This window comes from Rubrivivax gelatinosus IL144 (assembly GCF_000284255.1).
Lineage (GTDB): Bacteria > Pseudomonadota > Gammaproteobacteria > Burkholderiales > Burkholderiaceae_C > Rubrivivax > Rubrivivax gelatinosus_A.
This window is the reverse complement of the sequence record NC_017075.1, coordinates 1,013,578-1,039,311: the sequence shown is the minus strand read 5'-3', so window position 1 is coordinate 1,039,311 and position 25,734 is coordinate 1,013,578. Positions and strand designations below refer to the sequence as shown.

The window sequence follows — 25,734 nt, the reverse complement described above, 5'->3', positions numbered from 1 at the left end:
AGGCGACGAATGTCAAGTACTCACATCTTCAGGCACGTTCCAGGCACATCGCGACGCCCATGCCGCCGCCGATGCACAGCGTCGCCAGGCCCTTGCGGGCTTCGCGGCGCTGCATCTCGTACAGCAGCGTGGTCAGGACCCGCGCGCCCGAGGCGCCGACCGGGTGGCCCAGCGCGATCGCGCCGCCGTTGACGTTGACCTTGGCCGGGTCGAAGCCGAGTTCGCGCGCGACCGAGATGGCCTGCACGGCGAAGGCTTCGTTGGCTTCGATCAGGTCGAGGTCGCCGACGGTCCAGCCGGCCTTGGCCAGCGCCTTGCGCGACGCCGGGATCGGGCCGGTGCCCATGACCGTCGGGTCGACACCGGCCGTCGCCCAGGACGCGATGCGCGCCAGCGGGCGGATGCCGCGGGCTTCGGCTTCCTGGGCCGTCATCAGCACCACGGCGGCGGCGCCGTCGTTGATGCCCGAGGCGTTGCCGGCGGTCACCGTGCCGGTCTTCTCGAAGGCCGGGCGCAGCTTGGCCAGCGCTTCCAGCGTCGCGCCGTGGCGCACGAACTCGTCCTGGTCGAAGACGACGTCGCCCTTCTTGGACTTGATCGTCACCGGCACGATCTCGGCGGCGAAGCGGCCCGCCTTCTGCGCCGCCTCGGCCTTGTTCTGCGAGCCCACGGCGAACGTGTCCTGCTCCTCGCGCGTGATGCCGTACTGGCGGGCGATGTTCTCGGCCGTGATGCCCATGTGGTAGCCGTTGAAGGTGTCGGTCAGCGCGTCGTAGATCATGCTGTCGACGAACTCCAGCGGGCCCATCTTCACGCCGTTGCGCAGGTGCGCGACGTGGCGGGCGCGGCTCATGCTCTCCATGCCGCCGGCGACGATGTACTTGGCGTCGCCGCAGGCGATCTGCTGCGCGCCCAGCGCGACGGCGCGCAGGCCGGAGCCGCAGACCTGGTTCAGGCCGAAGGCCGTGGCTTCCTGCGGGATGCCGGCGTTGACGGCGGCGCGGCGCGCCGGGTTCTGGCTCTGGCCGGCGGCCAGGACCTGGCCGAGGATCACCTCGTCGATGAGGGCGGCGTCGAGCTGCGCGCGCTCCAGCGCGGCGCGGATGGCGATGGTGCCGAGTTCGGCCGCTTCCAGCGATGCGAGCGTGCCGTTGAACGAGCCGATGGCCGTACGGGCGGCGGCGGCAATGACGATGTCGGTCATGGTGGGACTCCAGTGGCGGGAGCGCATCGCGGCGCGCTCCCGGTGGGTAGGCTGAAGGAGGGTCGGAAGGAAGAAGGAGAAACGGGCGGGGATCGCGCCCCGCCCGTGCAGGGCACTACAGCGTCAGCGCCAGGCCCCAGAGCAGGAACATCACCAGCGGGGCGTTGAAGATCAGCTGCGTGAAGCAGAAGCCGACGATGTCGCGGGCACGCAGGCCGAGCACGCCGAGCAGCGGCAGCATCCAGAACGGGTTGATCAGGTTCGGCAGCGCTTCAGCGGCGTTGTAGACCTGGACCGCCCAGCCCATGTGCGCATGCAGGTCCTTGGCGGCTTGCAGCACGTACGGGGCTTCGATGATCCACTTGCCGCCGCCCGAGGGCACCAGGAAGCCGAGGATCGCCGAGTAGATGCCGATGACGACCGGGAAGGTGCTGCCGTTGGCGATCGAGACGAAGAGCTCGGAGATGTGGTGCGAGATCGAGACGCCGTCGGAGCCGGTCACGTGCGTCAGGATCGCCGCGATCGCGCCGTAGAACGGGAACTGGATCAGCACGCCGGCCGTCGTCGGCACCGCCTTGGCCACCGCCTTCAGGAAGGAGCGGATGTTGCGGTGCAGCAGCAGGCCGATCATCAGGAACACGAAGTTGTAGGTGTTCAGGTTCGAGATGACGTTCAGCGGGCTCTTGGCCTGGAACTCGGTCCAGATGAAGCCGGCGGCCAGCAGCACGACCAGGATCGGCAGGACGGGCGAGAACTCGAACCAGTCACCGGGACGGCCGGCCTTCTCCTCGACCTTGGCGTCGGCGGACACGTCGCAGCCCATGTCCTGGGCGGTCTTGACGGTCGAGCCGCTCGGGGCCGAGAAGTAGGCCACCGCGATCGTGCAGGCCATGATGATCACGCACATCAGGATCGACTGCGGCAGGAAGATCGTGTCCGACAGCGGGATCACGCCGCTGATCTCGGAGATCGACTTGGGCAGCGAAGCCGGGTTGGCCTGCAGCATCGCCGAAGACGAGGACAGGCCCAGCGCCCAGGTCGCGCCCAGGCCCAGGTAGGCCGCGGCGCCGGCGGCGCGGTAGTCCATCTTCAGGTTGGCACGACGCGCCAGGGCACGCACCAGCAGGCCGCCGAGCACCAGGCTCAGGGCCCAGTTGAACAGCGAGGCGATCATCGAGACGAAGGCCACGAAGGCGATCGCGCCACGGCCGGTCTTGGGCACCGCGGCCAGGCGGTCGATCAGTCGCGTGCACGGGGGCGACGCGGCGACGACGTAGCCGGCGATGGCGACCATCGCCATCTGCATCGTGAACGGGATCAGCGACCAGAAGCCGTCGCCGAAGCCCTTGGCGATGGCCAGCGGCGAGGCGCCGATGGCCAGATCGCCGAGCACCACCGCGAACAGCGTCAGGATGACGAAGACGAAGGCGTCGGGGAACCACTTCTCGGCCCAGCCGGTGAAGGCGTAGGCCAGGCGGGCGAGGCCGCGCGGGCCGTCGCCTTCGGTCTGGGGAACCCCGTTTTTGTCGAGAACTGCTGACATGGTTGTCTTCCTGGAAGGGGTGGGGTCAGGCGTCGAGCGCCATCGTCTTGACGTCGGCGGGCACGATCAGGCGCGCGGCCGTGGCGGCGAGCACGTCCTTGACCGTGAAGCCGGGGGCCACTTCGCGCAGCACCAGGCCTTCTTCGGTGGGCTCGATGACGGCCATCTCGGTGACGATCAGGTCGACGCGGCGCACCGAGGTCAGCGGCAGCTGGCAGCTCGGGATGATCTTGGGCTCGCCCTTGGCGGTGTGCGTCATGGCGACGATCACGCGCTTGGCACCGCTCACGAGGTCCATCGCGCCGCCCATGCCCGGGACCATCTTGCCCGGCACCATCCAGTTGGCGAGCTGGCCCTTCTCGTCGACCTGCAGGCCGCCGAGCACCGTGACGTCGAGGTGGCCGCCGCGGATGAAGCCGAACGAGGAGACGCTGTCGAAGGCCGCCGCACCCGGGACGATGCTGGTCGGCGTGCCGCCGGCATCGGTGAGCGCGTCGGCGGCGAGGCCGGCTTCGGGCAGCGGGGTCATGCCGATGACGCCGTTCTCCGACTGGAAGAAGACGTTGACGCCGGCAGGCAGGTAGCGCGCCACGAGCGTCGGCAGGCCGATGCCGAGGTTGACGAGCTGGCCGTCGCGCAGTTCCTGGGCGACGCGCTTGGCGATGAGGGTCTTTTCGTCCATGTCAGGCCTCCTTGGCCACGAGGGTGTCGACGACGACCGAGACGGTCTCCACCTGGTCGGGCGCGATGACGCCCACCGGCACGATCTCGCCGGCTTCGGCGATCACGTGGTCGGCGGCCAGCGCCATCACGGGGTTGAAGTTGCGCGCCGTGAGCTCGTACTGGAGGTTGCCGAAGTAGTCGGCGCGCCAGGCGGCGACGAGCGCGAAGTCCGCGCGCAGCGGCGTCTCGACGAGGAAGGTCTTGCCCTGCACTTCGAGCGTCGGCTTGCCGTCGGCGACCACGGTGCCGACGCCGGTGGGCGTGAGCACGCCGCCGAGGCCGGTGCCGCCGGCGCGGATGCGCTCGGCCAGCGTGCCCTGCGGGACGAGTTCGACCTCGATCTCGCCGGCGATCATGCGTTGCTGGGTTTCGGGGTTCAGCCCGATGTGCGACGCGACGAGGCGCTTGACGGCGCCGGCGGCGATCAGCTTGCCGATGTCGACACCTTTGCGGGCGGTGTCGTTGGCGATCACCGTCAGGTCGCGCTTGCCTTGACGAACGAGTTCGTCGATCAGGCGGTGCGGCGACCCGACCCCCATGAAGCCGCCGATCATCAGCGTGGACCCGTCCGGGATTCGGGCGACGGCATCCGCGAGAGCGGTTACTTTGGACATTGTCTTGGTTCTCCGTTGTGCGCCGCGCTTCCGGTCGGGAGCGCGGTGGCGTGGGGACGTTTTGCGTCATCTCCCTCGGATCTGGCGAGGGGCGAAAACCCATTCGCAAACCCCGTGCCAATAACCAAGTCGTTGATTTACAAGGACTTAATAATTAAGTCGGATATTCCGGCGAAATATCCCCGTGAAATCCGATGCGCACCTGCGCAAAGAACTGCACACCGGTTTTGCCGGCCTATCGCCCACCTGCCCGGCTTGACCGGCGACAATGTCGCCGGCCAGATGTAAAGGCCTGCGCATGACCTCTCCCGACCCTCAGCCCGGCCCTGACCGCGGCCCGAAACGCCGCCGCCTGCCCGCGCTGCTGCGGCCGCTGCGCACGCTGCGCCAACGGCTGATCGCGACCTCGCTGCTGATCGTCGCGTTGCCGATCAGCGCCGTGGCCGTGGTCCTGGTCTACCAGGAGCGCGAGGTGGTGCTGCTGGAGAAGGAGAAGAAGCTCTTCGCGATCACGCGCATCCTCGACTCCGAGCTCGGCCCCGGCTTCGACGCCTACCTGGACGGCCTGAACGGCGGCTGGGACAACCGCGACGGCGCGATCGAGCGCCTCGCGCAGCGGCTGACGCCGCTCACCGACCGCATCGCCGCGTCGGACCCCGGCGTCGGCGTCGGCTACTACGTGCGCCGGCTCGACGCCATCGTCACCTACGGCCCCAGCCGCGACTACGCCTACACGGTGGGCCGCTCGATCCCGGCCGACCACCCGGGCCGCCAGGTGATGGCCGAGAACCGGCCGCAGATCACCCAGGGCAGCCTGGTGCGCGGCTCGATCCTCAACGCGATGTACCCGATCGAGCGCCGCGGCCAGGTCATCGGCTACGTCTGGGCCAACGAGACCACCGAGGCCATCGGCCTGCAGCAGCGGCTGATCGACCTGGCGGTCTTCGTCACCAGCCTGTTCGGCTTCGGCGTCGCCTTCGTGCTCGTCTGGGTGACGTCCAAGCGCCTGTCCAGCGAGGTCGACGTCGTCGTGCACGGCCTGGCGGCGATGAAGACCGACCTGCGCCGGCGCATCCCGCCGCTGCGCGACGAGCTCGGCGAGGTCGTCGACGCGATCAACGGCATGGCCAAGGCGCTGCTGGACGCACGCTCGCTGACCGAGAACATCCTGTCCAGCGTCGCCGACGGCATCGTCGCCGTCGACCGGCGCGGCGTCGTCACCGCGATCAACCCGGCCGCCGAGCGCCTGTACAGCGTCAGCGCGCGCCAGGTGCTGGGCCGTCCGTACAGCAAGCTGTTCAACACCGACGCCCGCCACAGCGCGCTGCTGGAGACGCTGGACAGCGGCCGGCCTCAGCTGGGCATCTCGGTCGAGCTGCGGCGCGGCGAGCACACCTTCAGGGTCGACGCCTCGTCGACCGTGCTGCGCGACGGCGACGGCCGGCCGATCGGCGCCGTCGTCGTCTTGAAGGACGTCAGCGAACGCGACCGGCTGATGGTGCAGGTGATGCGCGCCGACCGCCTGGCCGCGCTGGGCGAGCTGACCGCCGGCATCGCCCACGAGATCCGCAACCCGCTGACCTCGATCCGCGGCTTCCTGCAGTACCTGCAGGAGTGCGAGTCGGTCGAGGAATGGCGCCACTACGGCCCGCTGATCATCCGCGAGGTCGACAGCCTGAACCACATCGTCGGCGAGCTGCTCGCCTTCGGCCGGCCGCGGCCGCCGCAGATCGACGCCATCGACCTGGGCGAGCTGGTCAAGGAGACCGCCTTCCTGGCGCGCGGGCGCTCCGACGCCCAGGTCAGCGTGGAGATCGAGCCCGGCCTGCCGGCGATCGACGGCGACCGCGAGGCGCTGAAGCAGGCGATCCTCAACCTCGTCATCAACGCCATCCAGGCGCTGCCCGGCGGCGGGCGCGTCGACATCGAACTGGCCGCCGCCGACGCCGACCAGGTGGCCGTGCGCGTGCGCGACAACGGCGTCGGCATCGCCCCGGAGAACCTGTCCAAGGTCTTCGACCCCTTCTTCTCCACCAAGGCCTCGGGCACCGGCCTGGGCCTGGCGATGGTGCACCGCATCGTCGACGCCCACGGCGGCACGATCAGCGTGCAGAGCCGCACCGGCGCCGGCACGACGGTGGAGATGCGGCTGCCGGTGCGGCTGCAGCCCGAACCCCCGAGCGAGGACCCACGATGACCCCCAACGTCCCCACCGCCATCGTCTGCGACGACGACGAGGCGATCCGCCGCATGCTGTCGGCGGTGCTCGGCAAGGAGGGCCTGCGCGTCGTCACCGCCAACGACGGCGCCGAGGCCGTCGAGGCCTACCAGCGCGAGCGCCCCGACGTCGTGCTGATGGACATCCGCATGCCGCGCATGAGCGGGCTGGAGGCGCTGTCGGCGATCCGCGCCGCCGACCGCCGCGCCTCGGTGATCCTGATGACCGCCTTCGCCGAGGTCGGCACCGCGGTGCGCGCGATCAAGGACGGCGCCTTCGACTACGTCATCAAGCCCTTCGACCTCGACGAGATCCGCGTGCTGGTGCGCCGCGTGCTGGAGATCCGCTCGATGCGCGAGGAGAACGCCTCGCTGCGCCGCGAGCTGTCCGAGCGCATCGGCTCCGAGGCCATCCTCACCGACTGCCCGCAGATGATCCGGCTCAAGCAGACGGTGGCCAAGGTGGCGCGCAGCCACGCCACGGTGCTGGTGCACGGCGAGAGCGGCACCGGCAAGGAGCTGGTGGCCGCGGCCATCCACTACTGGTCGCCGCGCGCCGCCGGGCCCTTCGTCAAGGTGAACTGCGCCGCGATCCCGGAGACGCTGCTGGAGACCGAGTTCTTCGGCAACGAGAAAGGCGCTTTCACCGGCGCCACCACGCAGCGCCGCGGCCGCTTCGAGATGGCCGAGCACGGCACGCTGTTCCTCGACGAGATCGGCGAGATCACGCCGGCGCTGCAGGTCAAGCTGCTGCGCGTGCTGCAGGAGCGCGAGTTCGAGCGCGTCGGCGGCAGCAAGCCGGTGAAGGTGGACGTGCGCATCGTCGCCGCCACCAACCGCGATCTGGAGGCGATGGTGCGCGAAGGCACGTTCCGCCAGGACCTGTTCTTCCGCCTGAACGTCGTGTCGCTGCGCACGATCCCGCTGCGCGAGCGGCCGGAGGACGTGATCCTGCTGGCGCACCACTTCCTCGACCGCTTCTGCGCCGAGAACGACGTCGAGCTGCGCGGCTTCGACCCGGCGACGCTGAAGTGCCTGGCGGCCTACCACTGGCCGGGCAACGTGCGCGAACTGGCCAACGCGGTGGAACGTGCCGTCGTCATGACGACCTCCAGCCAGATCATGCCGGAGGACCTGCCCGAGAGCCTGCAATGCGGGCCCGAGGACGGCTGCGGCCTGGAGCGCGACGAACCCGCGGCGCGCGACGAAGGCGACCGCCCGCTGCGCGAGCAGGTCGGCGAGTTCGAGGCCGAGGCCATCCGCCGCGCGCTGGCGCGCCACCAGGGCAACCGCGCACGCACCGCCGCCGGGCTGGGCATCAGCCGGCGCGCCCTGCTCTACAAGCTGCAGGAATACGGCATCAGCTGAACAGCCGCACGGCGCGCCCGGCCAGGCCCGGGCCAAACACCACTTCGGTCACGCAAAAGAATCATTTTTGCCGTTTTGGTGGTGAAACCGGTCGACTTTGCCGGTTTGTCCCGTTCCAATGAGGTCCGTCCCCCGCGCCGTGCGCCGGGGACGCGCACACCGCGCCTGCGCGCGCAACGGAGACAACATGGCCATTCCCGATCCGAACCATCCCTGCTGGAAGCGGCTCGCCGACGGCGCGATCACCCGCATCAAGACGCAGCACCTGGGCACGCAGCTGCTGTGCAAACGCATCGAGCGCAGCACCGACCCGATCACCGCCAAGGTGGCCGACATGCACGCCTTCTTCACGAAGTGGGAGCGCATCCTTCCGAACGAAGTCCAGCAGCTCACCACCGTCTGAGGCACCCGATGAACCGACTCGTCTCGCTGCAGGTCGCCTCCGACCTGATCCGCTCCGGTGCCGCGCTGAGCATCGCCGGCCCCGACGCCGCGCTGCGCGCCCTGCCGCCGGGGCAGTGGATCGGTGGCTCGATCCCGTACTTCATGGTCGCCGACGGCGGCACTGTCGCCAACGATCAGCAGGTCTTCGTCACCGAGCTGTCGCCGCTGGGCACCGTGACCATCGCCAGCTACGGCGCCGACGGCCTGGCGGCCATCGCCGGCAACGCGCCGGACAACGGCGTGTCGCTGACCATCATCCCCGGCGGCAGCGCCGCGCACCAGCGCTTCGCCGCCGAGGCCGCGAGCTACGACGACGCCTTCGTCAAGCCCACCGTCGGCTGGATCGCCGGCTGCCGCGTCGAGGACATCGGCCACGTCAAGCCCACCGTCTACGACGGCCGCACCGCCACCCGCCACGAAGACCGCGCCGTCGTCGCCTACATCGCGCTGCCGGCCGACAAGCTGGCCTGCATCGACATCGTCAACCTCTTCGAGCCCGACGACGGCGACGTGCTGCGTTTCGACGAGACGAGCTTCGAGGTCGGCAGCTGCCGCGTCAACGGCGAGACCGTCGACTTCGCCGCCTACCTGCGCTCGCGCGGGCTGGAGCACGGCCAGCTGCCGCTGGTGGGCGACTTCGCCGGCGCGCGCATCAACGCCTCGCTGCAGAGCGTGCCGGCGGCGGGCGGCCGCGTGCAGCTCTACGCGCCGGTGTTCCCGGGCGTCGACTACCGCGTCGCGCGCCCGATCGACGACTACGCCGCCGCCTTCCGCGCCCAGCTGGCCGCGCAGGACCACGCCGGTGCCGTGCTGGCCTGCAACTGCGTGCTGAACTTCCTGTTCGGCGAACTCGAGGGCAAGGCCATCGGCGGCGTCGAGGGCCCGGCGACTTTCGGCGAGATCGCCTACCAGCTGCTGAACCAGACGATGGTCGTGCTGCGCGTCGTCTGACGCCGCAGCGTCGAGCGGGCCGGCCACGCGCCGGCATGGGTTGGGGGGATGGCGGCGCGATGTCATGCGCCGGACACCGGCGCCGCGGATGATCTTGCGGGCCGTGACGCCGCGTGAGAGCGCATGACGCCGGCCCCCCGCGGCGCCCGGACGTGCGCCACCCACGACAAGGCTCCGCCCCATGGCCACCCGTTCGATCACCCGTTCCCGCCTGCCCGCTTCGTTCGCCCTCGTGGCGCTGGCCGCCTCGCTGGCCGCCTGCGGCGGCAGCGGCGACGACACCGAAGACCTGAACACCCTGGACGGCAAGGCGCCGCTGATCCTGGGCCACCGCGGCCTGCCGGGCCTGTACCCCGAGGAGACGCTGCCGGCCTACGAAGGCGCGGTCGACGCCGGCGCCGACTCGCTGGAAGAAGACCTGCACCTCACCAAGGACTGCGTGCTCGTCGCGCGCCACAACCCCTGGCTGAGCGACAACACCAACATCGCCGACATCGCCGCGCTGATCCCCGAGGTGGCGGCGCGCAAGCGCACGACGCCGGGCGTGCTGGTGAACGTCGGCTACGACGTCGCCCAGTACGGCGGCCCGTCGCAGTACCTGAGCGACCGCATCGACCCGTCCGACCCCAAGTCGGTGCTGAAGGCCCTGGTCGTCGACGGCGAGGACCACACCGGCGACTGGTCGATCACCGACTTCACCGTCGCCGAGCTGAAGGCCTGGATCGGCGGCACGACCTACGACGCGCGCGACCAGCGCCCGTCCAACCTGAACGGCCAGTACCCGGTGCTGACGATGCAGGAGATCATCGACCTGGCCAAGGCCAAGAGCGCGCTCACCGGGCGCACGATCAGCGTCTACCCCGAGGCCAAGAACCCGTACTGGAACAACGCGCAGGCCGTCGCCAACGGCTGCGACGTCGCCGGCACCGGCCACCCGTTCGAGGACGCCATCGTCAAGCTGATCAAGGACAACGGCCTGAACAGCAAGACCGCACCGATCTTCGTGCAGAGCTTCGACCCGGCGAGCCTGAAGTACATGCGCTCGATCGGCCTGGCGACCAAGGTCGTGCAGCTGATCGACGGCGACGACGTCGACTACAAGACCGGCAAGATGATCTATTCCGGCCCGAACGACGTGTACACCTTCGTCGACGGCCGGCCCTACAGCTGGACGGTGGCCGGCGACGGCCGCTACTTCGACAGCCTGCTGACGCCCGCCGGCCTGGCCGAGATCAAGACCTACGCCGACGGCATCGGCCCGTGGAAGCCGCAGGTGATGAAGCTTTCCGGCAGCGCCGACGGCAGCCTGAAGGGCGTGACCAGCGCCACCCCGACCAGCGTGATCGCCGACGCCCACAAGGCCGGGCTCTTCGTGCACGTCTACACCTTCCGCAACGAGAGCAAGTACCTGGCCGGCGTCTTCAACAACGACCCGGCGGCCGAGCTGACGACCTACTTCAAGGCCGGCGTCGACGGCGTGTTCACCGACTTCGCCAACACCGCGGTGCCGACGCTCAAGCAGTACCTGAAGAGCACCGGGCGCTGAGGGCGGGCGCGGGGAGAGGCACCGGCGTCGGTGCCTCAGGGTGCAGGGGTGGCGGGATAAACTGCGGCCATGCACCCGTTGATCGAAACCCACCGGGAACAACTGCTGGCCCTCGCCCGGCGGCGTGGGGTGACGGGGGTGCGCGTGTTCGGCTCGATGAGCCGGGGCGACGCCAACGACGACAGCGACGTCGATCTGCTGGTCAGCCTGCGCCCCGGCGTCAGTGCGCTGGCGCTCGGTGGCCTGCTGCTGGACGCCCAGGAACTGCTGGGCCGCCGGGTGGACGTCGTCACCGAGGCCAGCCTGCATCCGGCGTTGCGCGAGCGCGTGCTGGCCGACGCCGTCGCGCTGTGACGCCGGGGCCCGCTGCCTGGCAGCCGCCGGCTCAACCCAGCCGCATCGACAGCTCGACGTCGGCCCCGAACGGCAGCGAGATCCAGCCCGCGCCCGGCGCACGCACCTGGGCGAGGTAGTCGGGGCTGTCGTCGGCGTTGTCGGCGACGACCAGCGCGCCCGGCCGCAGCCGCGGCAGCACCAGCGCCAGGACGTCGGGGTACAGCGCCTTGGCGCCGTCCAGCAGCAGCAGGTCGACCACCGGCGGCAAGCCTTCGGCCAGCGTCTGCAGCGCGTCGCCTTCGCGGATCTCGACGCCATCGGCCAGGCCGGCGGCGGCCAGGTTCTGGCGGGCGCGCGCCACCTTGCCGGGCTCGAACTCGGTGCCGATCAGCCGGCCGCCGCCGTTGTCGCGCAGCGCCGCGGCCAGGTGCAGCGTCGACAGGCCGAACGAGGTGCCGAACTCGACCACCGTGCGTGCGCCGGTGGCACGCGCCAGCAGGTAGAGCAAGCGGCCGGTCTCGCGCGAGACGGGCAGCGGCTGGTCCTTCAGGCGGGTGTAGAGCTCGCGGTAGCCGCTACGGCTGCGCACGGCGGGGGCCAGTTCGTCGGGGGAGAGTTCGGCCAGCAGCGCGTGCAGCGCCGGCAAGGCGGCGTCGGCTTCGGCGAACAGGCGGTCCAGCAGCGGCGCCAGCGGCGCGGTGTCCAGGGTGTTCATGGCAAGGTCCTTCAAGAGGGAAAGTGCCGCGAATAATATGAAGCACCCTTCACATTCGCCATTCGCGTTCCGGGAGCCGACGATGACCGAACCGCGCCAGCCCGCGATCACCTCGCGGCGCAAGCCGAAACAAGCCCGCAGCAACGACCTGGTCGCCGCCATCCTGGAGGCGGCGGTTCAGGTTCTGGCCAAGGAAGGCGCACGCCGCTTCACGACGACCCGCGTGGCCGAACGTGCCGGCGTCAGCGTCGGCTCGATCTACCAGTACTTCCCGAACAAGGCGGCCATCCTGTTCCGGCTGCAGAGCGACGAGTGGCGCGCCACCAGCGAGATGCTGGCGCGCCTGCTGGACGACCGCCGCCGCCCGCCGCGCGAGCGCCTGCGGCGGCTGGTGCACGCCTTCCTGAAGTCCGAATGCGAAGAAGCGGCGATCCGCGGCGCGCTGGACGACGCCGCACCGCTGTACCGCGACGCGCCCGAGGCGCTGGACACGCGCGCCGCCGGCGAACGTGCGCTGCGGGCGTTTGTCGACGAGGTGATGCCGCAGGCGCCCGAAGCGCGTCGTGCGCTGGCGGCGGAGCTGATCACGACGACGCTGAGTGCGGTGGGCAAGCGGGTGTCGGAGACGGGGAGGTCTCAGGCGAAGGTGCGCGCGATGGGGGAGGAGGTGGTGGGGATGGTGTGGGGGTATCTGGAGGGGGCGGGAGGCGAAGGTCAGGGATTGGCGGAGTCACGCCCGCGCTGCTGAACGCGTGACCATCTGGTCCGCTATGCAGCGGCTGCGGCCTCTCGCAGCAGGCGGCTGAGTGACTGCTGTCGGCCAAGAGGGGAACCTCATGAAGGTCCGCTATGCGGTAGCTTGGTGGCAGGCGGGCCCGTGAAAGCGACGCGTGCGTGGTCGTCCACAGCCACAAACAGAAACTCCCGGCCCTCGCCGCCCACGGAGTCTCGGCACTTGCTGGTTACACGATGGTTAGGTCACTCTATGCAGTTGCTTGCGGGGTGGCGTCAACGCGTTAATTAGTGGCAGCATGCCATGAATCGCATTCGTCGGCCATATTCCTCATCAAGCGCTCGAGTTCGGCACATACGCCATACCCTTCGTTCCAGCGAACAGCCCCAGCAGCCGCAGAGACTCGAACATTAGGCGTCCAAGACCACCGTCACAGCACTCGTCAGCCAATGCCCAGACTGCCCCTACACGAAGAGTTCACGCGCCACAGCGAGTGGTACCAGCCCGATCGGCCACACATCCATGTGCCGGGAAGCCTCGCCTTTTCGCCTGATCACATCAGACTTGATCTCAACGATGCCTTCAGCGCGATCGATGGTGATGTGTCAATCGCGGACCCTGTCACTACTTACCCTGCACTGCACGGAGCTTCCACGAAGGGAGAACTGCTCACGCTTCTTCGTGCAGCGCGTGCCTCAGTAGGCCTGAGTTTCGGCCCAGCTGGAGTTCGTCAGCCCGAGACTGTTACATCCTCCTGGCTCGTCGTAGGCGCACACGTGCGCGCTGACGAGACCTATCGCTCTCTCACGTTCTTCATTCCCGGATTAGCTGCATGGCTCGGCCAGACGCCCATCAACTGCTCGTATGTTCACGCTGAGGGCGAACAGGCCTACTCAGAGCACATAGTTCGAACCCCTCAGAAGCCGGAAGCTACGCGCGTTGACACGAGCAGCATGACGGTGCGCTGGGGCGCCGGAACAAGTTCAAGCATCAATGTCTTTGAGCGTGTGCACATCGATGTGCTCGGCTGGATCGAAATCGTACCCGACCATCCTCAGTCGTTGGAGTGGTTCTTCGAGCAGTACGAAAAGCTATCGGCCATGCTTACCATTCTGGCGGGAGATTCAATTCCAGCGGAGAGCATCACTCTGCGATTAACAGACTCTGACTACAGTGCCGAGCTTTTGGTTTGCATGAAGCCAGCCAAGTACTGCCGACTGCGGCACCCAGGAGACTTCTACTTCCCTCGTAATTTCACAAAAATTCCCCTCTCCGAACTCGTTCAGAGATGGTTTCAAGAAATTGACTCAGTGCTTGTCCCCAGCCAACTTGCTGTAAGTACTCTAAACTCATCCGGGCTCTGGTTGCATGTCAAGTTCTTGTCTTTGATCCAAGTTCTTGAAGGATTTCACAGAGGGAGATTCGCCGGCGAATATCTAGATGCGGAAGCGTATGACGCAATAAAGGCAGCACTAAATAGTGCATTGCCTAAAACTCTTGCGAGTGACCACAAGGACTCCCTCCGATCTAGGATCCGCTACGGCAATCAGCTCTCACTCAGCAGAAGACTAACAGAACTAGCGAGCCTGCTAGGAGATGACGTCTCCATAAGAGTTTTTGGGGTTTCCACCAAAATACCAAGAGCCTGGATTGACACCAGGAACTACTTCACGCACTGGGACAAAGATCTCCTTTCAAACACGCTTGAAGGACAGGCTCTGTATAACGCAACGGTTCGAATGGAACACTTCGTTCGAGCCCTCTTCCTGACCTTGTCAGGAGTCGAGTGCACTGAAATTACCAAGGCAATCGATCACACAAGTCAATGCGCACAGCAATTGGCTCAAGTCAACATCATAGAAAGACACAAGGCGGATCCTTCGCAACCGAAAGGCACCTTATACACGGTTCGAACGAAACCTGTGACGGACAATCAACAGAGTCAAAAGCCCGAGCGCTCGATACCTCCTGAGTGACACACCGATACCTCGCCCCTTTCTCGAACTGACCCGTTGCAGTAGGCAGCCGATATAGCTAGCATATTAGATCGTAAAGCCGACCGCATAGAAGTTTTCAAAACCTCTAAACATGTCACTAATCCACGACATTCAAGCTGCTGCGATAGCACAAAACTCCGACATCCCAACCTTGCTACGGATGTGCAAGCTCCTGGCTGCTCGCATCTCGCACACGGAGTTTGCTGAATGGGTGGACAGGGAGTTAAACGGCTATCCTCGGGTTGAAGATCTTCCCGACTATCGTGTTGTTCGTGTCGATTCCTACGGCTCATTCATTGGCTCCTTTTCAAGAGCCGACAAGCTTCAAATACCCGTCTCCATCCTGCCTGAGGAGCTCCAAGACTCGTTTAGGCATGCATACATGGGTAGCGGCATCAGCGCGTACACGGACTTGGTGTCAAACAACAAGTCAGGCTCCGCTCAAGAAGCCTGGCCTGTTTCCCTGGCTGTGCATCACGCCTCCAAGATAACTCCAGGCATGCAGTGTGTTTCGGCATGGAAAGAAATACCCATTGGCGCAATCGTTCGTTTGATGGACTCCGTTAAAACCAGAGTTCTTGGTTTTGCAATCGATCTTGAGCGCGAAGCCCCAAATGCAGGCGAACTTCCAATCGGTAGCGCACCTCCACTAACCAGAGAAAGAATGACCCAGATTTTTAATACCAACATACATGGCAATGTCGGCAACATCGCAAATGCCAGCACAGGAGTCAACCAGTCCTCCGCACAATCAATCGAAGCCGGAGACTGGCCGATGCTCCAAAAGCGGCTAATCGAACTAGGCATAAATATCGAAGACGCGAACAGCCTGAGAGATGACCTCGACCGAGCACGCGCTTCTACGTCACCTGACCAGAAAACAACGACCTTAAGCACTTGGCTTGGCCGCTTGGTAGGGAAGGCGGCGTCTGGCGCATCTGGGGTCGGCATCGAGATAGCATCTGCAGGAATTGCCAAGGCATTAGCTATGTATCTTGGCATAAATGGCGGGCCTTAATATATTGATCAGGCCGACGCCAAAAATGCCAGCGGCTTTGTTATTTCATGGCCCCTGACTCATCGATCCATCTGCCTTATCCGAGGCACATGAACTTGTTGCGGCAATCTGCTGTGCCCATCCAGAATGGCAGAATGCGCAGCGGCGCGAGCGTTGATGGCCAACTCATCGTTGCAGCGTATTTGCACTAGCTAAGCTGGTCGCTCCGCTGAAATCAAACGCTAGGCGTCTGCTTTTTGGTCCAAAGGGCCGGCGCTATGAGCGACCGCTTTGGGTCGATTGCAGTCCGTCGAGTTATCGCGGACGAGTGCCCCAGATCAGTCTGAAGCCGTCACTCGAGCCCCCCAACGAGACTGCCCCATAATCCCCCCATGCCCGCCCGCCTCCCGCACTCCCTACGCCTATGCCTGACGCTGGGCCGGGATCCGCACGTGCGCGCGGCTGACACGACCCCGTTCGCGGGTCGCTAGACACTCCCCCAGATCCCGGCCTCGAAGCGGCGCCCCCAGGGCACCGCAGGGGAGCGTCGTGCCGTTCGCCGGCATCCACAGCACGTTCCCCTCGCCCTGTCGTCCGTTGTCCCGCGTCCGCACGCCGCCGCTTTTGCTGGCCGCGCGGCGCACCGCTTCGAGGCCCCGATGCTGCAAACCCCCGAGACCAAGTACCGCCCCTATCCCGCCCCCGTGATGGCCGACCGCCGCTGGCCGTCGCAGACGCTCACCCAGGCGCCCGTCTGGCTGTCCACCGACCTGCGCGACGGCAACCAGGCGCTGTTCGAGCCGATGAACGCCGAGCGCAAGCTGCGCCTGTTCGAGCTGCTGGTCGGCGTCGGCTTCAAGGAGATCGAGGTCGGCTTCCCGGCCGCGTCGGCCAGCGACCACGCCTTCGTGCGCCGCCTGATCGACGAGCAGCGCCTGCCCGCCGACGTGACGCCGATGGTGATGACCCAGGCGCGCGAAGACCTGCTGGTGCGCACCGTCGAGTCGCTGCGCGGCGCGCGCCGCGCCATCGTGCACCTCTACAACGCCACCGCGCCGCTGTGGCGCCGCGTCGTCTTCGGCATGGGCGTGGACGAGGTGCTGGCCTTCGTCGACCGCCACGTGCGCCTGCTGCGCACGCTGACCGACGCCGCGCCCGAGACCGAATGGGTGCTGCAGTACTCGCCCGAGACCTTCTGCATGACCGAGCCCGAGGTCTCGCTGGCCGCCTGCACCGCGGCGCTGGAAGCCTGGGACGCCGGCCCCGGCCGCCCGGTGATTCTGAACCTGCCGACGACGGTGGAAGTGGCCACGCCCAACGTCTTCGCCGACCAGATCGAGTGGATGCACCGGCGCCTGCCGCGCCGCCAGCACGTCGTGCTGTCGATCCACCCGCACAACGACCGCGGCACCGGCGTGGCCTGCGCCGAACTGGCGCTGCTGGCCGGCGCGCAGCGTGTCGAGGGCACGCTGTTCGGCAACGGCGAGCGCAGCGGCAACGTCGACCTGGTGACGCTGGCGCTGAACCTCTACGCGCTGGGCGTGGCGCCGGGGCTGGACTTCTCGGACATCGGCCACGTCGCGCGCGAGGTCGAGGCCTGCACCGGCCTGCCGCTGCACCCGCGCCACCCGTACGCCGGCGACCTCGTCTTCACGGCCTTCTCGGGCTCGCACCAGGACGCCATCCGCAAGGGCATGGCGGCGCAGGAGCCGGGCGGCCTGTGGCAGGTGCCCTACCTGCCGGTGGACCCGCAGGACCTGGGCCGCACCTACGACGGCCTGATCCGCGTGAACAGCCAGTCGGGCAAGGGCGGCATCGCCTGGCTGATGGAGCGCCACCACGGCCTGGCGATGCCGCGCCGGATGCAGGTGGAGTTCAGCAGCGTCGTGCAGGCGCACGCCGACGCCGCCGAAGCCGAGGTCGACGCCGACACGCTGTGGCAGCTGTTCGACGCCGCCTACCTGGCGCCGACGGCCGCCGGCGGCGCGCTGGCCTGGCACGGCCATGCACTGGCGGCAGTGCCGGGCGGCGTCGAGATCAGCCTGGACGTCACCGGCGCCGACGGCAGCGCGCGCCGCCTCGTCGGCCGCGGCGCCGGCCCGGTGGACGCGGCGGCGCAGGCGGTGCGCAGCGCCTCCGGCATCGCGCTGGAGATCGTGCACTTCGAGGAGCGTTCGATCGGCGGCGGCTCCGACGCCCAGGCCTGGGCGCTGGTCGAGGCCGCCGCGCCGGGCGTGGCCGGCACCCGCTTCGGCGCCGGGCGCCACGCCGACATCGCCACTGCCGGCGTGCTGGCGGTGCTCAGCGCGGCGGCGCGGCTGGGGGCGGCGGGCTAGGCCGGCGCGGGCCGGATCGCCCGGGTCGCCCCGCGGCCAGGCCGGCCAGCGCCAGCCCCGCGGCGCCCAGCAGCACCCAGCCCTGCCCGGCGCCCATCGTCAGCAAGGTCGTCACGCTTAGCGCACACCACCCCAGCGCCAGCGTGCACGCGCCGGCCACAAGCCAGCGCGTGAGTCGGCTCGCGGCGCCTGCCATCAGCAGCGCGCCCAGCGTGCCGATCGCGGTCGGGTCCGGCGCCAGGCCGAAGATCTCGGCCTGGCGCCAGGGCCGACCTGACACCAGTGCCAGCAGCGGATACACCAGCAGCGCCGCGGCGCAGAGCAGCAGCCCGAGGCTGCGGCGCGGGCCCGGGCCCAGCGGCCGCAGGTCGGCACGCGTGGCCAGCAGCGCCAGCAGCGCGGCCTGGACGACGAAACCGGCCGCAAAACCCGAGGCTGCCCAGTTGATCGGCGCGTACAGCGGCCGCAGGAACGCGAAAGCGACGAAGGCCCAGGCCGCCGCCAGCCCCGCCGCCGCGGCCCGCGGCGCCAGACGTGCCCCGCGCAGTGCGCCCACCAGCCAGGCGAGGCCGGCCGCCAGCAGCAGCGGCTGCAGCGGCCACCAGGCCCGGTTGTGCAGCTCGAACAGCCGCCAGTAGGTGGCCGGCGCGAACATCAGGAAGTCCGACGGCCGGTAGGTCCACCACTCGCTCATCGTGCGGCCGTCACAGCGCGGCCACCTCGGCGGCCATGCGCTCGCGCAGCGCGGCGTCGGGCAGGCGGCCCTGCATCGCGCCCATGTTCTGGCGCAGGTGCGCCACCTGGCTCGTCGCGGGGATCACGCAGGTGACGGCCGGGTGCGAGATCACGAACTTCAGCGCCACCTGGGCCCAGCCGTCGCAGCCGATCTCGGCCGCCCAGCCGGGCAGCCGGTGGCGCTGCAGCGCATCCAGCAGCTGGCCCTGGCGGAACGGGCGGTTGACGATGACGGCGATGCGCCGCTCCTGCGCCAGCGGCAGCAGGCGGCGCTCGGCCTCGCGGTCGAGCAGGTTGTAGCTGAGCTGCACGAAGTCGACCGGCTGGCTGCGCAGGATCTGTTCGATCTCGCCGTGCCGCCGCCCTTCGGAGGTGGTGATGCCGACGTAGCGCAGCCGGCCGGCGGCCTTCATCTCCAGCAGGCGCGGCACGTGCTCCTGCCAGGCCAGCAGGTTGTGCACCTGCATCAGGTCGAAACGCGGCACGCCCCAGAAGGCGCGCGAAGCCTCCATCTGCGCCGCGCCGCGCCGGGCGTCGCCGATCCACACCTTCTCGGCAGAAAACAGCGCCGGCGGCCGCCCCAGGCGCGCCAGCGCGTGGCCGATGGTCGCTTGCGACGAGCCGTACATCGGTGAGCTGTCGATCAGCCGTCCGCCGGCGGCGAAGAAGGCGCGCACGACCTCGGTGCAGGCTTCGCGCGCCGGCGCGTCCTGGCCGACGTTGAAGGTGATCCAGCTGCCCAGACCGACCGGCGGCAGCGGCTCGCCGCTGGACGGGATGGCGCGCGCCGGCGCGGCGGCGGGCGCGGCCGATACGAGCCCCGGCCAGGCGGCGGCCGCCGCGGTGCCGGCCAGCCAGCGGCGGCGGCCGGCGTCGGCCGGGGGCACGCTAAGTCCCCTGCTCCAGCACGACCACCGGCTCGAAGCCGCCGAAGATCATGCGTTTGCCGTCGAAGGGCATCGGGTTCTCGGCCGGGGCGACTCGCGGGTCGGTCTTCATCATCTCGTCCAGCCGCGCCATCGCCTCGTCGCGCGTCGGCTTGTCGGGCCATTCGACCCAGGCGAAGACGACGGTCTCGTCGTCGGTGGCCTGCACCGCGCGGCGGAAGTCGGTCCACTGGCCGACCTTCACGTCGTCGCCCCAGCACTCCAGGATGCGCGTCGCGCCCTGCTCGATGAACAGGGCGTCGAAGCGGCTGGCGTGGTCGATGAACTGCTGCTTGTTCGCGGTGGGCACCGCGATGACGAAACCGTCGACGTAGGACATGGTCGTCTCCTTCTGGTGGTGCACCAGGCGGAGCAAGCCGGGTTCCTGCAAGCCCGCGCCGGGCACGGTCATCGGCGGGCGTGCCGGCGCGGTGGCCAGAATCGGGCATGGACTCCGTGACGCATCTGGCGCTGGGCGCCGCCGTCGGCATGGCGGTGATGGGCCGGCGCACGGCGGTGTGGAAGGCGGCGCTGTGGGGCGCGGCGGCCAACACGCTGCCCGACCTGGACGTGCTGACCGAGCACGGCGACGCGATCAGCAACATGGTGCTGCACCGCGGCGCGACGCACTCGCTGTTCTGGCTGACGCTGTTGTCGCTGCCGCTGGGCGCCGCCATCGCGCGGCTGCACGGCGAGCAGGCACTCTGGCGGCGCTGGTGGCTGGCGATCTGGCTGGCGCTGGTCACGCACCCGCTGCTGGACCTGATGACGGTCTACGGCACGCGGCTGGCGCTGCCGTTCAGCGACTGGCCGTTCGCCGTCGGCAGCATCTTCATCATCGACCCGCTGTTCACGCTGCCGCTTTTGGCCGGCGCCGCCTGGGCGCTGGCTTCGCGCGGCGGCGGCCGCGCGCTGCAGGCCAACGCCGCCGGGCTGCTGCTGGCCGGCGCCTACCTGGCCTGGACGGTGGCGGCGCAGGCCCAGGTCGAGCGCATGGCGCGCGCCTCGCTGGCGGTGCAGGGCATCGCCGCCGAGCAGCTGCTGGTCACGCCGACGGCCTTCAACACCGTGCTCTGGCGCGTCGTCGCGCTGGACGGGAGCCGTTACCACGAGGGCTTCTATTCGCTGCTCGACGGCGGCCGGGCTATGCACTTCGACGCCTTCGACCGCGGCAGCGCGCTGGCCCCGGCGCTGCGCGACATCGACGGCGTGCAGCAGGTCGCCGCGTTCAGCAAGGGCTTCTACAAGCTGCACGCCGAAGGCGACGAGCTCTTCGTCACCGACCTGCGCATGGGCCAGGAGCCGGCCTACGTCTTCAACTTCGCCGTCGCCGAACGCCACAGCCCGGTGCAGCCGCTGGCCCGCCCCGAGCAGCGCAGCGAGAGCCCCGAGCTGCGCGCCGGCCTGGACTGGCTGTGGCGGCGCGCGCTGGGCGAGGAGCTGGCGCCGCCGCGTTAGGCCGCGCCTTCGCCGTTGATCACCTCGTAGTCCAGCAGCAGCCACGAGTGCTGCAGCCGGCGCACCTCGTCGAGCACCAGGGCCTTCACCTGGCGCAGTTCGGCGGCGTCGCGCAGCGGCGGGCCGTCGACCAGCGTCGGCGTCGTCGCGCCGCCCACCAGGGCCGGGGCCAGCACCAGCGACACGCGGTCGACGAGGCCCTGGCGCAGCAGTAGCGCGTTCAGCGTGCCGCCGGTCTGGATCGTCAGGCGCTCGACGCCGTGCTGCGCCTTCAGCGTGCGCAGCAGCTCGCCGAAGTCGATGCGGCCGTCGAACGGCAGGATCTCCAGCCCTTCGGCGCCCTGGCGGGCAAACACCGGGTGCTCGGGGTTGGCGGTCGCCAGGAACAGCCGGCGGCAGCGGCCGAGCAGGTGGTCGATGCCGGCCAGCGTCAGGTGGTGGTCGTCGGCGATGACGAAGCTGACCGGCAGCCGCACGGCCGCCGGCCCGGCCTCGTTGACGCCGGTCTTGGCCATCACGCGGCCGCTGTTCAGCGCGAACAGGTCGGTGCAGCGTTCCAGCTCGTAGTACTGCGCCAGGCCCTCGCCGACGCCGGGCAGCGCCGGCAGGTCGCGGTCGAAGTCGCGGGCGTCGACATCGCCGGTGGAGATCTTGCCGTCCACCGAGGACAGCATGAAGAGGGTCGTGACGGGGCGGGACATGGTCGCGGGCGGGTGGCGTGGGGCGGCCATTGTCGGCCCGCCGCGCACGCCTTCAGCCCGGCGCGCCGCGCTCGCAGAGCGCCTTCAGCCGCTGCAGCGCCTCGGGCCAGGCGGCGGCCAGGTAGGACTCGTAGGCTGCGGTGACGTCCTGCTCCACTTCGACGCGCGTGCCCTCGGGCGTCGGCACGAAACGGTAGTTCTCCAGCGCGCCGGCCCAGGCTTCGGCGGCGTCGCCGCTGGTGTCTTCCTCGCCGTTGGACAACACGCCGACGTGGCGCACCGAGGTGTACTCGCCGGGGCGGTACTCGGCGATCTCGGACAGCATGCCGTCGCCGGAGGGCCCCAGGAAGCGGATGCGTTCACCCTCGCGCCAGCGGCCTTCGTAGCGCGAGCCTTCGCAGAAGGCCGTGGTCCAGTCGCGGTAGCTGTCGGGTGCCAGCATGCGCTCGCAGACCAGCGCCGGCGGTGCGGCGATGTCGATGGCGAAGAACAGGCGCTTGAACTCGGGCATGGCGGCTCCTGGCGGGGGGTGGCGGCGCGCGGGGCGGCAAACGGCAAACCCGCCGCCGGCGATCAGCCCGGCTCGGGCGCCTTCTCCAGCCAGCGCCGCAAGGTGTCGAACAGGCGCTGCGGCTCCACCGGCTTGGACAGGTGATCGTTCATGCCGGCGTCCAGGCAGACCGCACGGTCCTCGGCGAAGGCGTTGGCGGTCATCGCCACGATCGGCACCGCGTTGCCGAGGTGCTCGCGGATCTGGCGCGTGGCGGCCAGGCCGTCCAGCCCGGGCATCTGCACGTCCATCAGGATCAGCGCGTAAGGCGTGCGCAGCGCCATCTCCAGCGCCTGGCGGCCGTTGTCGGCGGTGTCGACCTGCAGGCCGGCGGCCTGCAGCAGGTCGACCACCACTTCCTGGTTGATGACGTTGTCCTCGGCCAGCAGGACGCGCCGGCCGCGCAGGCCGGCGTGCGCCCACGGCTGCGGGTGCAGCGCAGGCGGCTGCGGCGCGCCCTCCGGCGGCAGTTCGAACTCGGCGCTGAACCAGAAGGTGCTGCCTTCGCCCAGGCGGCTGTCGACACCGGCCTCGCCGCCCATCAGCGCGGCGAAGCGGCGCGTCAGCGCCAGGCCCAGGCCGGTGCCGCCGTGGCGGCGGGTCATCGAGTTGTCGCCCTGGTCGAAGGCGGCGAAGAGCCGCGGCAGTTGCTCCGGCGCGATGCCCGGCCCGGTGTCCCGGACCTCGAAGCGTGCCTGCAGCCGGTGCTCGTCGCGCCGCAGCACGCGGCCCTGCAGGCGCACGCTGCCGCGCTCGGTGAAGCGCACCGCGTTGGCCAGCAGGTTGATCAGCACCTGCGCCAGCCGCGTCGGGTCGCCGATCAGGCGCTGAGGCAGCGCCGCGGTGTCGACGGCCAGCTCCAGCCCCTTCTCCGCGGCCTTGGTGCGCACCATCGACAGCGAGCGCTCCAGCACCTCGTCGAGCCGGAACTCCTCGCGCTCCAGGCTCATCTTGTCGGCCTCGATCTTGGACAGGTCGAGGATGTCGCTGATCACCTGCAGCAGATGGCGCGCGGCGCCGTCGACCTTGGCCAGGCGGCTGCGCTGCTGCTCGTCGGTGGCGTCGCGCGCCAGCAGGTGCGACAGGCCGATGATGGCGTTCATCGGCGTGCGGATCTCGTGGCTCATGTTGGCCAGGAAGGCGCTCTTGGCTCGCGTCGCGGCCTCGGCTTCGGCGGCGCGCTGGACCAGCTGCGCGTTGACGCGCTCCAGTTCGAGCTCGGCGCGCTTGACGTCGGTGATGTCGGCGACGATGACGTTGAAGCCGCGCACCCGGCCGCCGACGCGGTCGGGGATGTAGGAGGCGAGCGTGTAGCCGGTGCTGCCGTCGGCCAGCCGCAGCGTGCGCTGGAAGCGCTGCTGCTCGCCGGCCAGCGCGCCGCGGATGTAGCGCTCGTTGGCGCGGAACAGCTCCTCGCCCAGCAGGTCCTGCATGCGAATGCCCAGCATCTGCTCGGGCGTGCGGCCGAACCACTTCAGGTAGGCGACGTTGGCGAAGCGGCAGCGCAGGTCGGCGTCCCAGTAGCCGACCATGCCCGGCAGCGCGTCGGCGATGGCGCGCATGAAACGCTCCCGTTCGGCCAGCGCGTCGCGTTCGGCGGCCAGTTGCCGCAGGCGCTCTTGCGTGTCGTCGGGCGCCGGGGCGGCCGGCGGCGCTGCGGGCCGTGGCCGGAACGCGGCCAGCGCGCAGATCAGCAGCGCCTCCAGCAGGAACACGCCCCAGGCCAGCGCGCCGGCGCCGGGCGCCGCATACACCGCCCCGGCGGCACCGAGCGCCGTCGCCACCAGGCCCGGCCCGACGCCGCCGGTCCACCCGCAGGCGATGACGGGCAGCAGCAAGGGCAGGAACAGCATGTCGGCGGGCGCCCCCGCCTGGCGCCAGGCGAGCAGCACGGCCGGGGTCGCCAACAGCGCGAGCAGGTAGGGCCAGCGGCGCGGCCCGCGGGGTGCAGCCGGCGCACGCTCACGCATGCGCTGCGGCAGGAGAACGAACGGCGGGTCGGGTCACGGCGCGCTCCAGTCACTCGGGCCAGGCCTCGCACCGGCAGGTGAGCCGCCGGTGGATGCGCTGCCGCATTATTCGGCGGCCACCCCGCCCTCGGGCCCGGGAATGCCCGCGAGGTCCCGAATGCGAAGGCCGGAGCGCGGAACAGACCAGGCTCCGGCCGTGGGCCTCGGAACTCAGAGCTTGGTGCCGCCGCTGGCGTCGACGACCTGGCCGGTGGTCCAGGCGCCGTCGGGCCCGGCGAGGAAGGCGACGACGCCAGCAACCTGCGCCGGCTGGCCGATGCCGGGCAGCGCCTGCACCTGGGCCAGCGTCTCCTGGCCGCCCGGGGCGTGGATCCAGGTGCTCATGCGCGTGTCGATCGCCCCCGGCGCGACGACGTTGGCGGTGATGCCGCGCGGGCCCAGTTCGGCGGCCAGCTGCAGCGTCAGCACGTCGACGAAACCCTTGCTGGCGGCGTAGGCGGTGATGCCGGGAAAGGCGGCGCGTGTCACCGCGGTGCCGATGTTGATGACGCGGCCGCCGTCGGGCATCAGCGGCAGCACGCCCTGGGTGACGAAGAACAGGCTGCGCACGTTGACGGCGAGGAGCTTGTCGAAGACCTCGGGCTCGGTCTCGGCGAGCGTCGCGAAGGGCGCGACGCCGGCGTTGTTGACGAGGATGTCCACACGCGGCAGCGGCAGAGCCTTCAGGCCGTCGACGAGACGCCGGGCGCCGTCGGCAGCGGCCAGGTCGGCCTGCAGCAGGTGCACGCGGTGGCCGCCGTCGCGCAGGGCCGCGGCCACCGCTTCCGCTTCGGCGCGGCCGCTGCCGTAGTGCAGCACCAGCTCGGCGCCGTCGGCGGCCAGCCGCCGCGCGATCGCTTCGCCGATGCCACGCGAGGCGCCGGTGACCAGCGCGATCTTTCCGTCCAGAGGCTTGTTCATCATGAACTCAAACTTGACCGTTTGGTCAATAAAGGGTGAAAGAAAAGCCGCTCGCGCGGCCGGCCAGGCACAGGGCGGCTCAGGCCCCGTCGAGAACTCCGAGGGTCAGCGCCACCAGGCGCTGCATCTGCTGGCGGCTGCGGCCGGCGCGGGCGGCGACACGCAGACCGCTGACCAGCGCGGCCAGCAGTTCGGCCAGGTCGGCCGACGGTGCCGGGTTGGCGACCGAGCCGTCGCGCTGGCCACGTTCGACGGTGGCGCGCAGCAGTTCGTGCGTGGCCTGCCAGCGGCTGGTCAGCGCCCAGGCCAGCGGCGCTTCGTCCAGGCCTTCGACGAGGCCGGTGGTGACGATGCAGCTCTTGCGCCCGGGGTCGGGGCTGGCGCAGTCGTCGAGCATCGCGGCGAAGAAGGCCTGCAGCGCGGCTCGGCCGTCGGCGGCGCCCTGCATCGCGGCGGCGACGTGCGCCGCTCGCCGCGTCGCGCAGTCGATGGCCTGCAGATACATCGCCTGCTTGTCGCCGAAGGCGTTGTACAGGCTCTGCTTGCCCAGGCCGGTGGCCTGCTGCAGCAGCGCGAGGCTGGTGCCGGTGTAGCCGTGGGCGGCGAAGACGTCGGTCAGACGCTCCAGCACCTCGGCTTCGGAGAAACAGCGTTCGCGCGGCATGGGCCGAACTCTACGCCTTTTTTGACCAAACGGTCAAAAGAAGGTC

At 69.3% G+C, this 25,734-nt stretch carries 24 protein-coding genes and 1 pseudogene; 11 read left to right on the top strand and 14 right to left on the bottom strand.

Annotated features, from left to right (window positions below):
- Positions 1-28: 28 nt before the first annotated feature.
- From RGE_RS04865 to RGE_RS04850, 4 genes are all read right to left on the bottom strand, one after another.
- Positions 29-1,204: an acetyl-CoA C-acetyltransferase gene (locus RGE_RS04865; RefSeq protein ID WP_014427207.1), complete on the bottom strand. Its 1,176-nt coding sequence runs from the start codon at positions 1,202-1,204 to the stop codon at positions 29-31.
- A gap of 115 nt (positions 1,205-1,319) precedes the next feature.
- On the bottom strand, positions 1,320-2,747 hold the full coding sequence (locus tag RGE_RS04860; RefSeq protein ID WP_014427206.1) for a short-chain fatty acid transporter: 1,428 nt from the start codon (positions 2,745-2,747) through the stop codon (positions 1,320-1,322).
- 25 nt (positions 2,748-2,772) lie between these two features.
- A complete protein-coding gene (locus RGE_RS04855; protein WP_014427205.1) occupies positions 2,773-3,429 on the bottom strand; it encodes a 3-oxoacid CoA-transferase subunit B in 657 nt (218 codons plus the stop codon).
- 1 nt (position 3,430) lies between these two features.
- Complete coding sequence (locus RGE_RS04850; protein ID WP_014427204.1) at positions 3,431-4,084, bottom strand: CoA transferase subunit A; 654 nt, start codon at positions 4,082-4,084, stop codon at positions 3,431-3,433.
- Positions 4,085-4,382: 298 nt separating this feature from the next.
- On the opposite strand from RGE_RS04850, the gene atoS reads away from it, so the two are divergent.
- The 6 genes from atoS (at position 4,383) to RGE_RS04820 (ending at position 10,964) form a co-directional block, all read left to right on the top strand.
- Positions 4,383-6,281, top strand: coding sequence for a two-component system sensor histidine kinase AtoS (gene atoS / locus RGE_RS04845; protein ID WP_014427202.1), 1,899 nt, complete (start codon positions 4,383-4,385; stop codon positions 6,279-6,281).
- On the top strand, positions 6,278-7,669 hold the full coding sequence (gene atoC / locus RGE_RS04840) for an acetoacetate metabolism transcriptional regulator AtoC (protein WP_014427201.1): 1,392 nt from the start codon (positions 6,278-6,280) through the stop codon (positions 7,667-7,669). The genes atoS and atoC overlap by 4 nt, the downstream gene beginning before the upstream one ends.
- A gap of 187 nt (positions 7,670-7,856) precedes the next feature.
- On the top strand, positions 7,857-8,072 hold the full coding sequence (locus RGE_RS04835) for a hypothetical protein (RefSeq protein ID WP_014427199.1): 216 nt from the start codon (positions 7,857-7,859) through the stop codon (positions 8,070-8,072).
- Between the two features lie 8 nt (positions 8,073-8,080).
- Positions 8,081-9,064 carry a DUF6976 family protein gene (locus RGE_RS04830; protein ID WP_014427198.1) on the top strand — a complete coding sequence of 328 codons (984 nt, stop codon included), beginning with the start codon at positions 8,081-8,083 and terminating at the stop codon, positions 9,062-9,064.
- A 181-nt stretch (positions 9,065-9,245) separates the two neighbouring features.
- Positions 9,246-10,610, top strand: a complete 1,365-nt coding sequence (locus RGE_RS04825) for a glycerophosphodiester phosphodiesterase family protein (protein WP_014427197.1) — start codon at positions 9,246-9,248, stop codon at positions 10,608-10,610.
- A 69-nt stretch (positions 10,611-10,679) separates the two neighbouring features.
- Positions 10,680-10,964, top strand: a complete 285-nt coding sequence (locus RGE_RS04820; protein ID WP_014427196.1) for a nucleotidyltransferase family protein — start codon at positions 10,680-10,682, stop codon at positions 10,962-10,964.
- Positions 10,965-10,995: 31 nt separating this feature from the next.
- On the opposite strand, the gene RGE_RS04815 is transcribed toward RGE_RS04820, so the two are convergent.
- Positions 10,996-11,661: an O-methyltransferase gene (locus RGE_RS04815; RefSeq protein WP_043783811.1), complete on the bottom strand. Its 666-nt coding sequence runs from the start codon at positions 11,659-11,661 to the stop codon at positions 10,996-10,998.
- Between the two features lie 82 nt (positions 11,662-11,743).
- On the opposite strand from RGE_RS04815, the gene RGE_RS04810 reads away from it, so the two are divergent.
- A complete protein-coding gene (locus tag RGE_RS04810; RefSeq protein WP_014427194.1) occupies positions 11,744-12,409 on the top strand; it encodes a TetR family transcriptional regulator in 666 nt (221 codons plus the stop codon).
- A gap of 110 nt (positions 12,410-12,519) precedes the next feature.
- On the opposite strand, the pseudogene RGE_RS24500 reads toward RGE_RS04810, so the two are convergent.
- Positions 12,520-12,639, bottom strand: a pseudogene (locus RGE_RS24500) (IS481 family transposase); the annotation flags it as partial.
- A 204-nt stretch (positions 12,640-12,843) separates the two neighbouring features.
- Here RGE_RS24500 and RGE_RS23940 point away from each other — a divergent pair.
- The 3 genes from RGE_RS23940 (at position 12,844) to RGE_RS04805 (ending at position 17,724) form a co-directional block, all read left to right on the top strand.
- Positions 12,844-14,370: an ApeA N-terminal domain 1-containing protein gene (locus RGE_RS23940; RefSeq protein ID WP_148280119.1), complete on the top strand. Its 1,527-nt coding sequence runs from the start codon at positions 12,844-12,846 to the stop codon at positions 14,368-14,370.
- A gap of 112 nt (positions 14,371-14,482) precedes the next feature.
- A complete protein-coding gene (locus RGE_RS23545) occupies positions 14,483-15,409 on the top strand; it encodes an AbiTii domain-containing protein (protein ID WP_014427192.1) in 927 nt (308 codons plus the stop codon).
- A gap of 638 nt (positions 15,410-16,047) precedes the next feature.
- Positions 16,048-17,724: a 2-isopropylmalate synthase gene (locus RGE_RS04805; RefSeq protein WP_014427190.1), complete on the top strand. Its 1,677-nt coding sequence runs from the start codon at positions 16,048-16,050 to the stop codon at positions 17,722-17,724.
- Here the strand turns inward: RGE_RS04805 and RGE_RS04800 are convergent.
- From RGE_RS04800 to RGE_RS04790, 3 genes are read right to left on the bottom strand one after another with little or no spacing between them, the layout of a single operon-like run.
- Positions 17,690-18,418, bottom strand: coding sequence for a DUF6064 family protein (locus RGE_RS04800; RefSeq protein ID WP_014427189.1), 729 nt, complete (start codon positions 18,416-18,418; stop codon positions 17,690-17,692). The genes RGE_RS04805 and RGE_RS04800 overlap by 35 nt on opposite strands.
- Positions 18,419-18,428: 10 nt before the next feature.
- The gene (locus RGE_RS04795) at positions 18,429-19,346 is read right to left on the bottom strand and encodes an aldo/keto reductase (RefSeq protein WP_014427188.1); all 918 of its coding nucleotides are present in this window, start codon (positions 19,344-19,346) and stop codon (positions 18,429-18,431) included.
- A gap of 1 nt (position 19,347) precedes the next feature.
- A complete protein-coding gene (locus RGE_RS04790; protein WP_014427187.1) occupies positions 19,348-19,725 on the bottom strand; it encodes a DUF1428 domain-containing protein in 378 nt (125 codons plus the stop codon).
- 107 nt (positions 19,726-19,832) lie between these two features.
- Between RGE_RS04790 and RGE_RS04785 the strand changes: the two genes are divergently transcribed.
- Positions 19,833-20,843, top strand: coding sequence for a metal-dependent hydrolase (locus RGE_RS04785; RefSeq protein ID WP_014427186.1), 1,011 nt, complete (start codon positions 19,833-19,835; stop codon positions 20,841-20,843).
- Here RGE_RS04785 and RGE_RS04780 read toward each other — a convergent pair.
- The 5 genes from RGE_RS04780 to RGE_RS04760 form a co-directional block, all read right to left on the bottom strand.
- Positions 20,840-21,544, bottom strand: coding sequence for a dihydrofolate reductase family protein (locus RGE_RS04780; protein ID WP_043783809.1), 705 nt, complete (start codon positions 21,542-21,544; stop codon positions 20,840-20,842). The genes RGE_RS04785 and RGE_RS04780 overlap by 4 nt on opposite strands.
- Before the next feature lie 52 nt (positions 21,545-21,596).
- Positions 21,597-22,055, bottom strand: coding sequence for an SRPBCC family protein (locus RGE_RS04775; protein ID WP_014427184.1), 459 nt, complete (start codon positions 22,053-22,055; stop codon positions 21,597-21,599).
- Positions 22,056-22,117: 62 nt separating this feature from the next.
- Entirely contained in the window at positions 22,118-24,064 is a 1,947-nt protein-coding gene (locus tag RGE_RS04770; RefSeq protein WP_014427183.1) for a hybrid sensor histidine kinase/response regulator, read from the bottom strand.
- A gap of 210 nt (positions 24,065-24,274) precedes the next feature.
- Positions 24,275-25,024 (bottom strand): SDR family oxidoreductase, encoded by a 750-nt coding sequence (locus RGE_RS04765; protein ID WP_052311044.1) that lies wholly within the window; start codon positions 25,022-25,024, stop codon positions 24,275-24,277.
- A 79-nt stretch (positions 25,025-25,103) separates the two neighbouring features.
- Positions 25,104-25,688, bottom strand: coding sequence for a TetR/AcrR family transcriptional regulator (locus RGE_RS04760; protein ID WP_014427181.1), 585 nt, complete (start codon positions 25,686-25,688; stop codon positions 25,104-25,106).
- Between the last annotated feature and the right edge of the window lie 46 nt (positions 25,689-25,734).

Coding starts and splice junctions, on each gene's coding strand:
- RGE_RS04865 (WP_014427207.1), bottom strand. CDS start 1,204: ATGACCGACATCGTCATTGCCGCCGCCGCCCGTACGGCCATCGGCTCG.
- RGE_RS04860 (WP_014427206.1), bottom strand. CDS start 2,747: ATGTCAGCAGTTCTCGACAAAAACGGGGTTCCCCAGACCGAAGGCGAC.
- RGE_RS04855 (WP_014427205.1), bottom strand. CDS start 3,429: ATGGACGAAAAGACCCTCATCGCCAAGCGCGTCGCCCAGGAACTGCGC.
- RGE_RS04850 (WP_014427204.1), bottom strand. CDS start 4,084: ATGTCCAAAGTAACCGCTCTCGCGGATGCCGTCGCCCGAATCCCGGAC.
- atoS (WP_014427202.1), top strand. CDS start 4,383: ATGACCTCTCCCGACCCTCAGCCCGGCCCTGACCGCGGCCCGAAACGC.
- atoC (WP_014427201.1), top strand. CDS start 6,278: ATGACCCCCAACGTCCCCACCGCCATCGTCTGCGACGACGACGAGGCG.
- RGE_RS04835 (WP_014427199.1), top strand. CDS start 7,857: ATGGCCATTCCCGATCCGAACCATCCCTGCTGGAAGCGGCTCGCCGAC.
- RGE_RS04830 (WP_014427198.1), top strand. CDS start 8,081: ATGAACCGACTCGTCTCGCTGCAGGTCGCCTCCGACCTGATCCGCTCC.
- RGE_RS04825 (WP_014427197.1), top strand. CDS start 9,246: ATGGCCACCCGTTCGATCACCCGTTCCCGCCTGCCCGCTTCGTTCGCC.
- RGE_RS04820 (WP_014427196.1), top strand. CDS start 10,680: ATGCACCCGTTGATCGAAACCCACCGGGAACAACTGCTGGCCCTCGCC.
- RGE_RS04815 (WP_043783811.1), bottom strand. CDS start 11,661: ATGAACACCCTGGACACCGCGCCGCTGGCGCCGCTGCTGGACCGCCTG.
- RGE_RS04810 (WP_014427194.1), top strand. CDS start 11,744: ATGACCGAACCGCGCCAGCCCGCGATCACCTCGCGGCGCAAGCCGAAA.
- RGE_RS23940 (WP_148280119.1), top strand. CDS start 12,844: ATGCCCAGACTGCCCCTACACGAAGAGTTCACGCGCCACAGCGAGTGG.
- RGE_RS23545 (WP_014427192.1), top strand. CDS start 14,483: ATGTCACTAATCCACGACATTCAAGCTGCTGCGATAGCACAAAACTCC.
- RGE_RS04805 (WP_014427190.1), top strand. CDS start 16,048: ATGCTGCAAACCCCCGAGACCAAGTACCGCCCCTATCCCGCCCCCGTG.
- RGE_RS04800 (WP_014427189.1), bottom strand. CDS start 18,418: ATGAGCGAGTGGTGGACCTACCGGCCGTCGGACTTCCTGATGTTCGCG.
- RGE_RS04790 (WP_014427187.1), bottom strand. CDS start 19,725: ATGTCCTACGTCGACGGTTTCGTCATCGCGGTGCCCACCGCGAACAAG.
- RGE_RS04785 (WP_014427186.1), top strand. CDS start 19,833: ATGGACTCCGTGACGCATCTGGCGCTGGGCGCCGCCGTCGGCATGGCG.
- RGE_RS04780 (WP_043783809.1), bottom strand. CDS start 21,544: ATGTCCCGCCCCGTCACGACCCTCTTCATGCTGTCCTCGGTGGACGGC.
- RGE_RS04775 (WP_014427184.1), bottom strand. CDS start 22,055: ATGCCCGAGTTCAAGCGCCTGTTCTTCGCCATCGACATCGCCGCACCG.
- RGE_RS04770 (WP_014427183.1), bottom strand. CDS start 24,064: ATGCGTGAGCGTGCGCCGGCTGCACCCCGCGGGCCGCGCCGCTGGCCC.
- RGE_RS04765 (WP_052311044.1), bottom strand. CDS start 25,024: ATGAACAAGCCTCTGGACGGAAAGATCGCGCTGGTCACCGGCGCCTCG.
- RGE_RS04760 (WP_014427181.1), bottom strand. CDS start 25,688: ATGCCGCGCGAACGCTGTTTCTCCGAAGCCGAGGTGCTGGAGCGTCTG.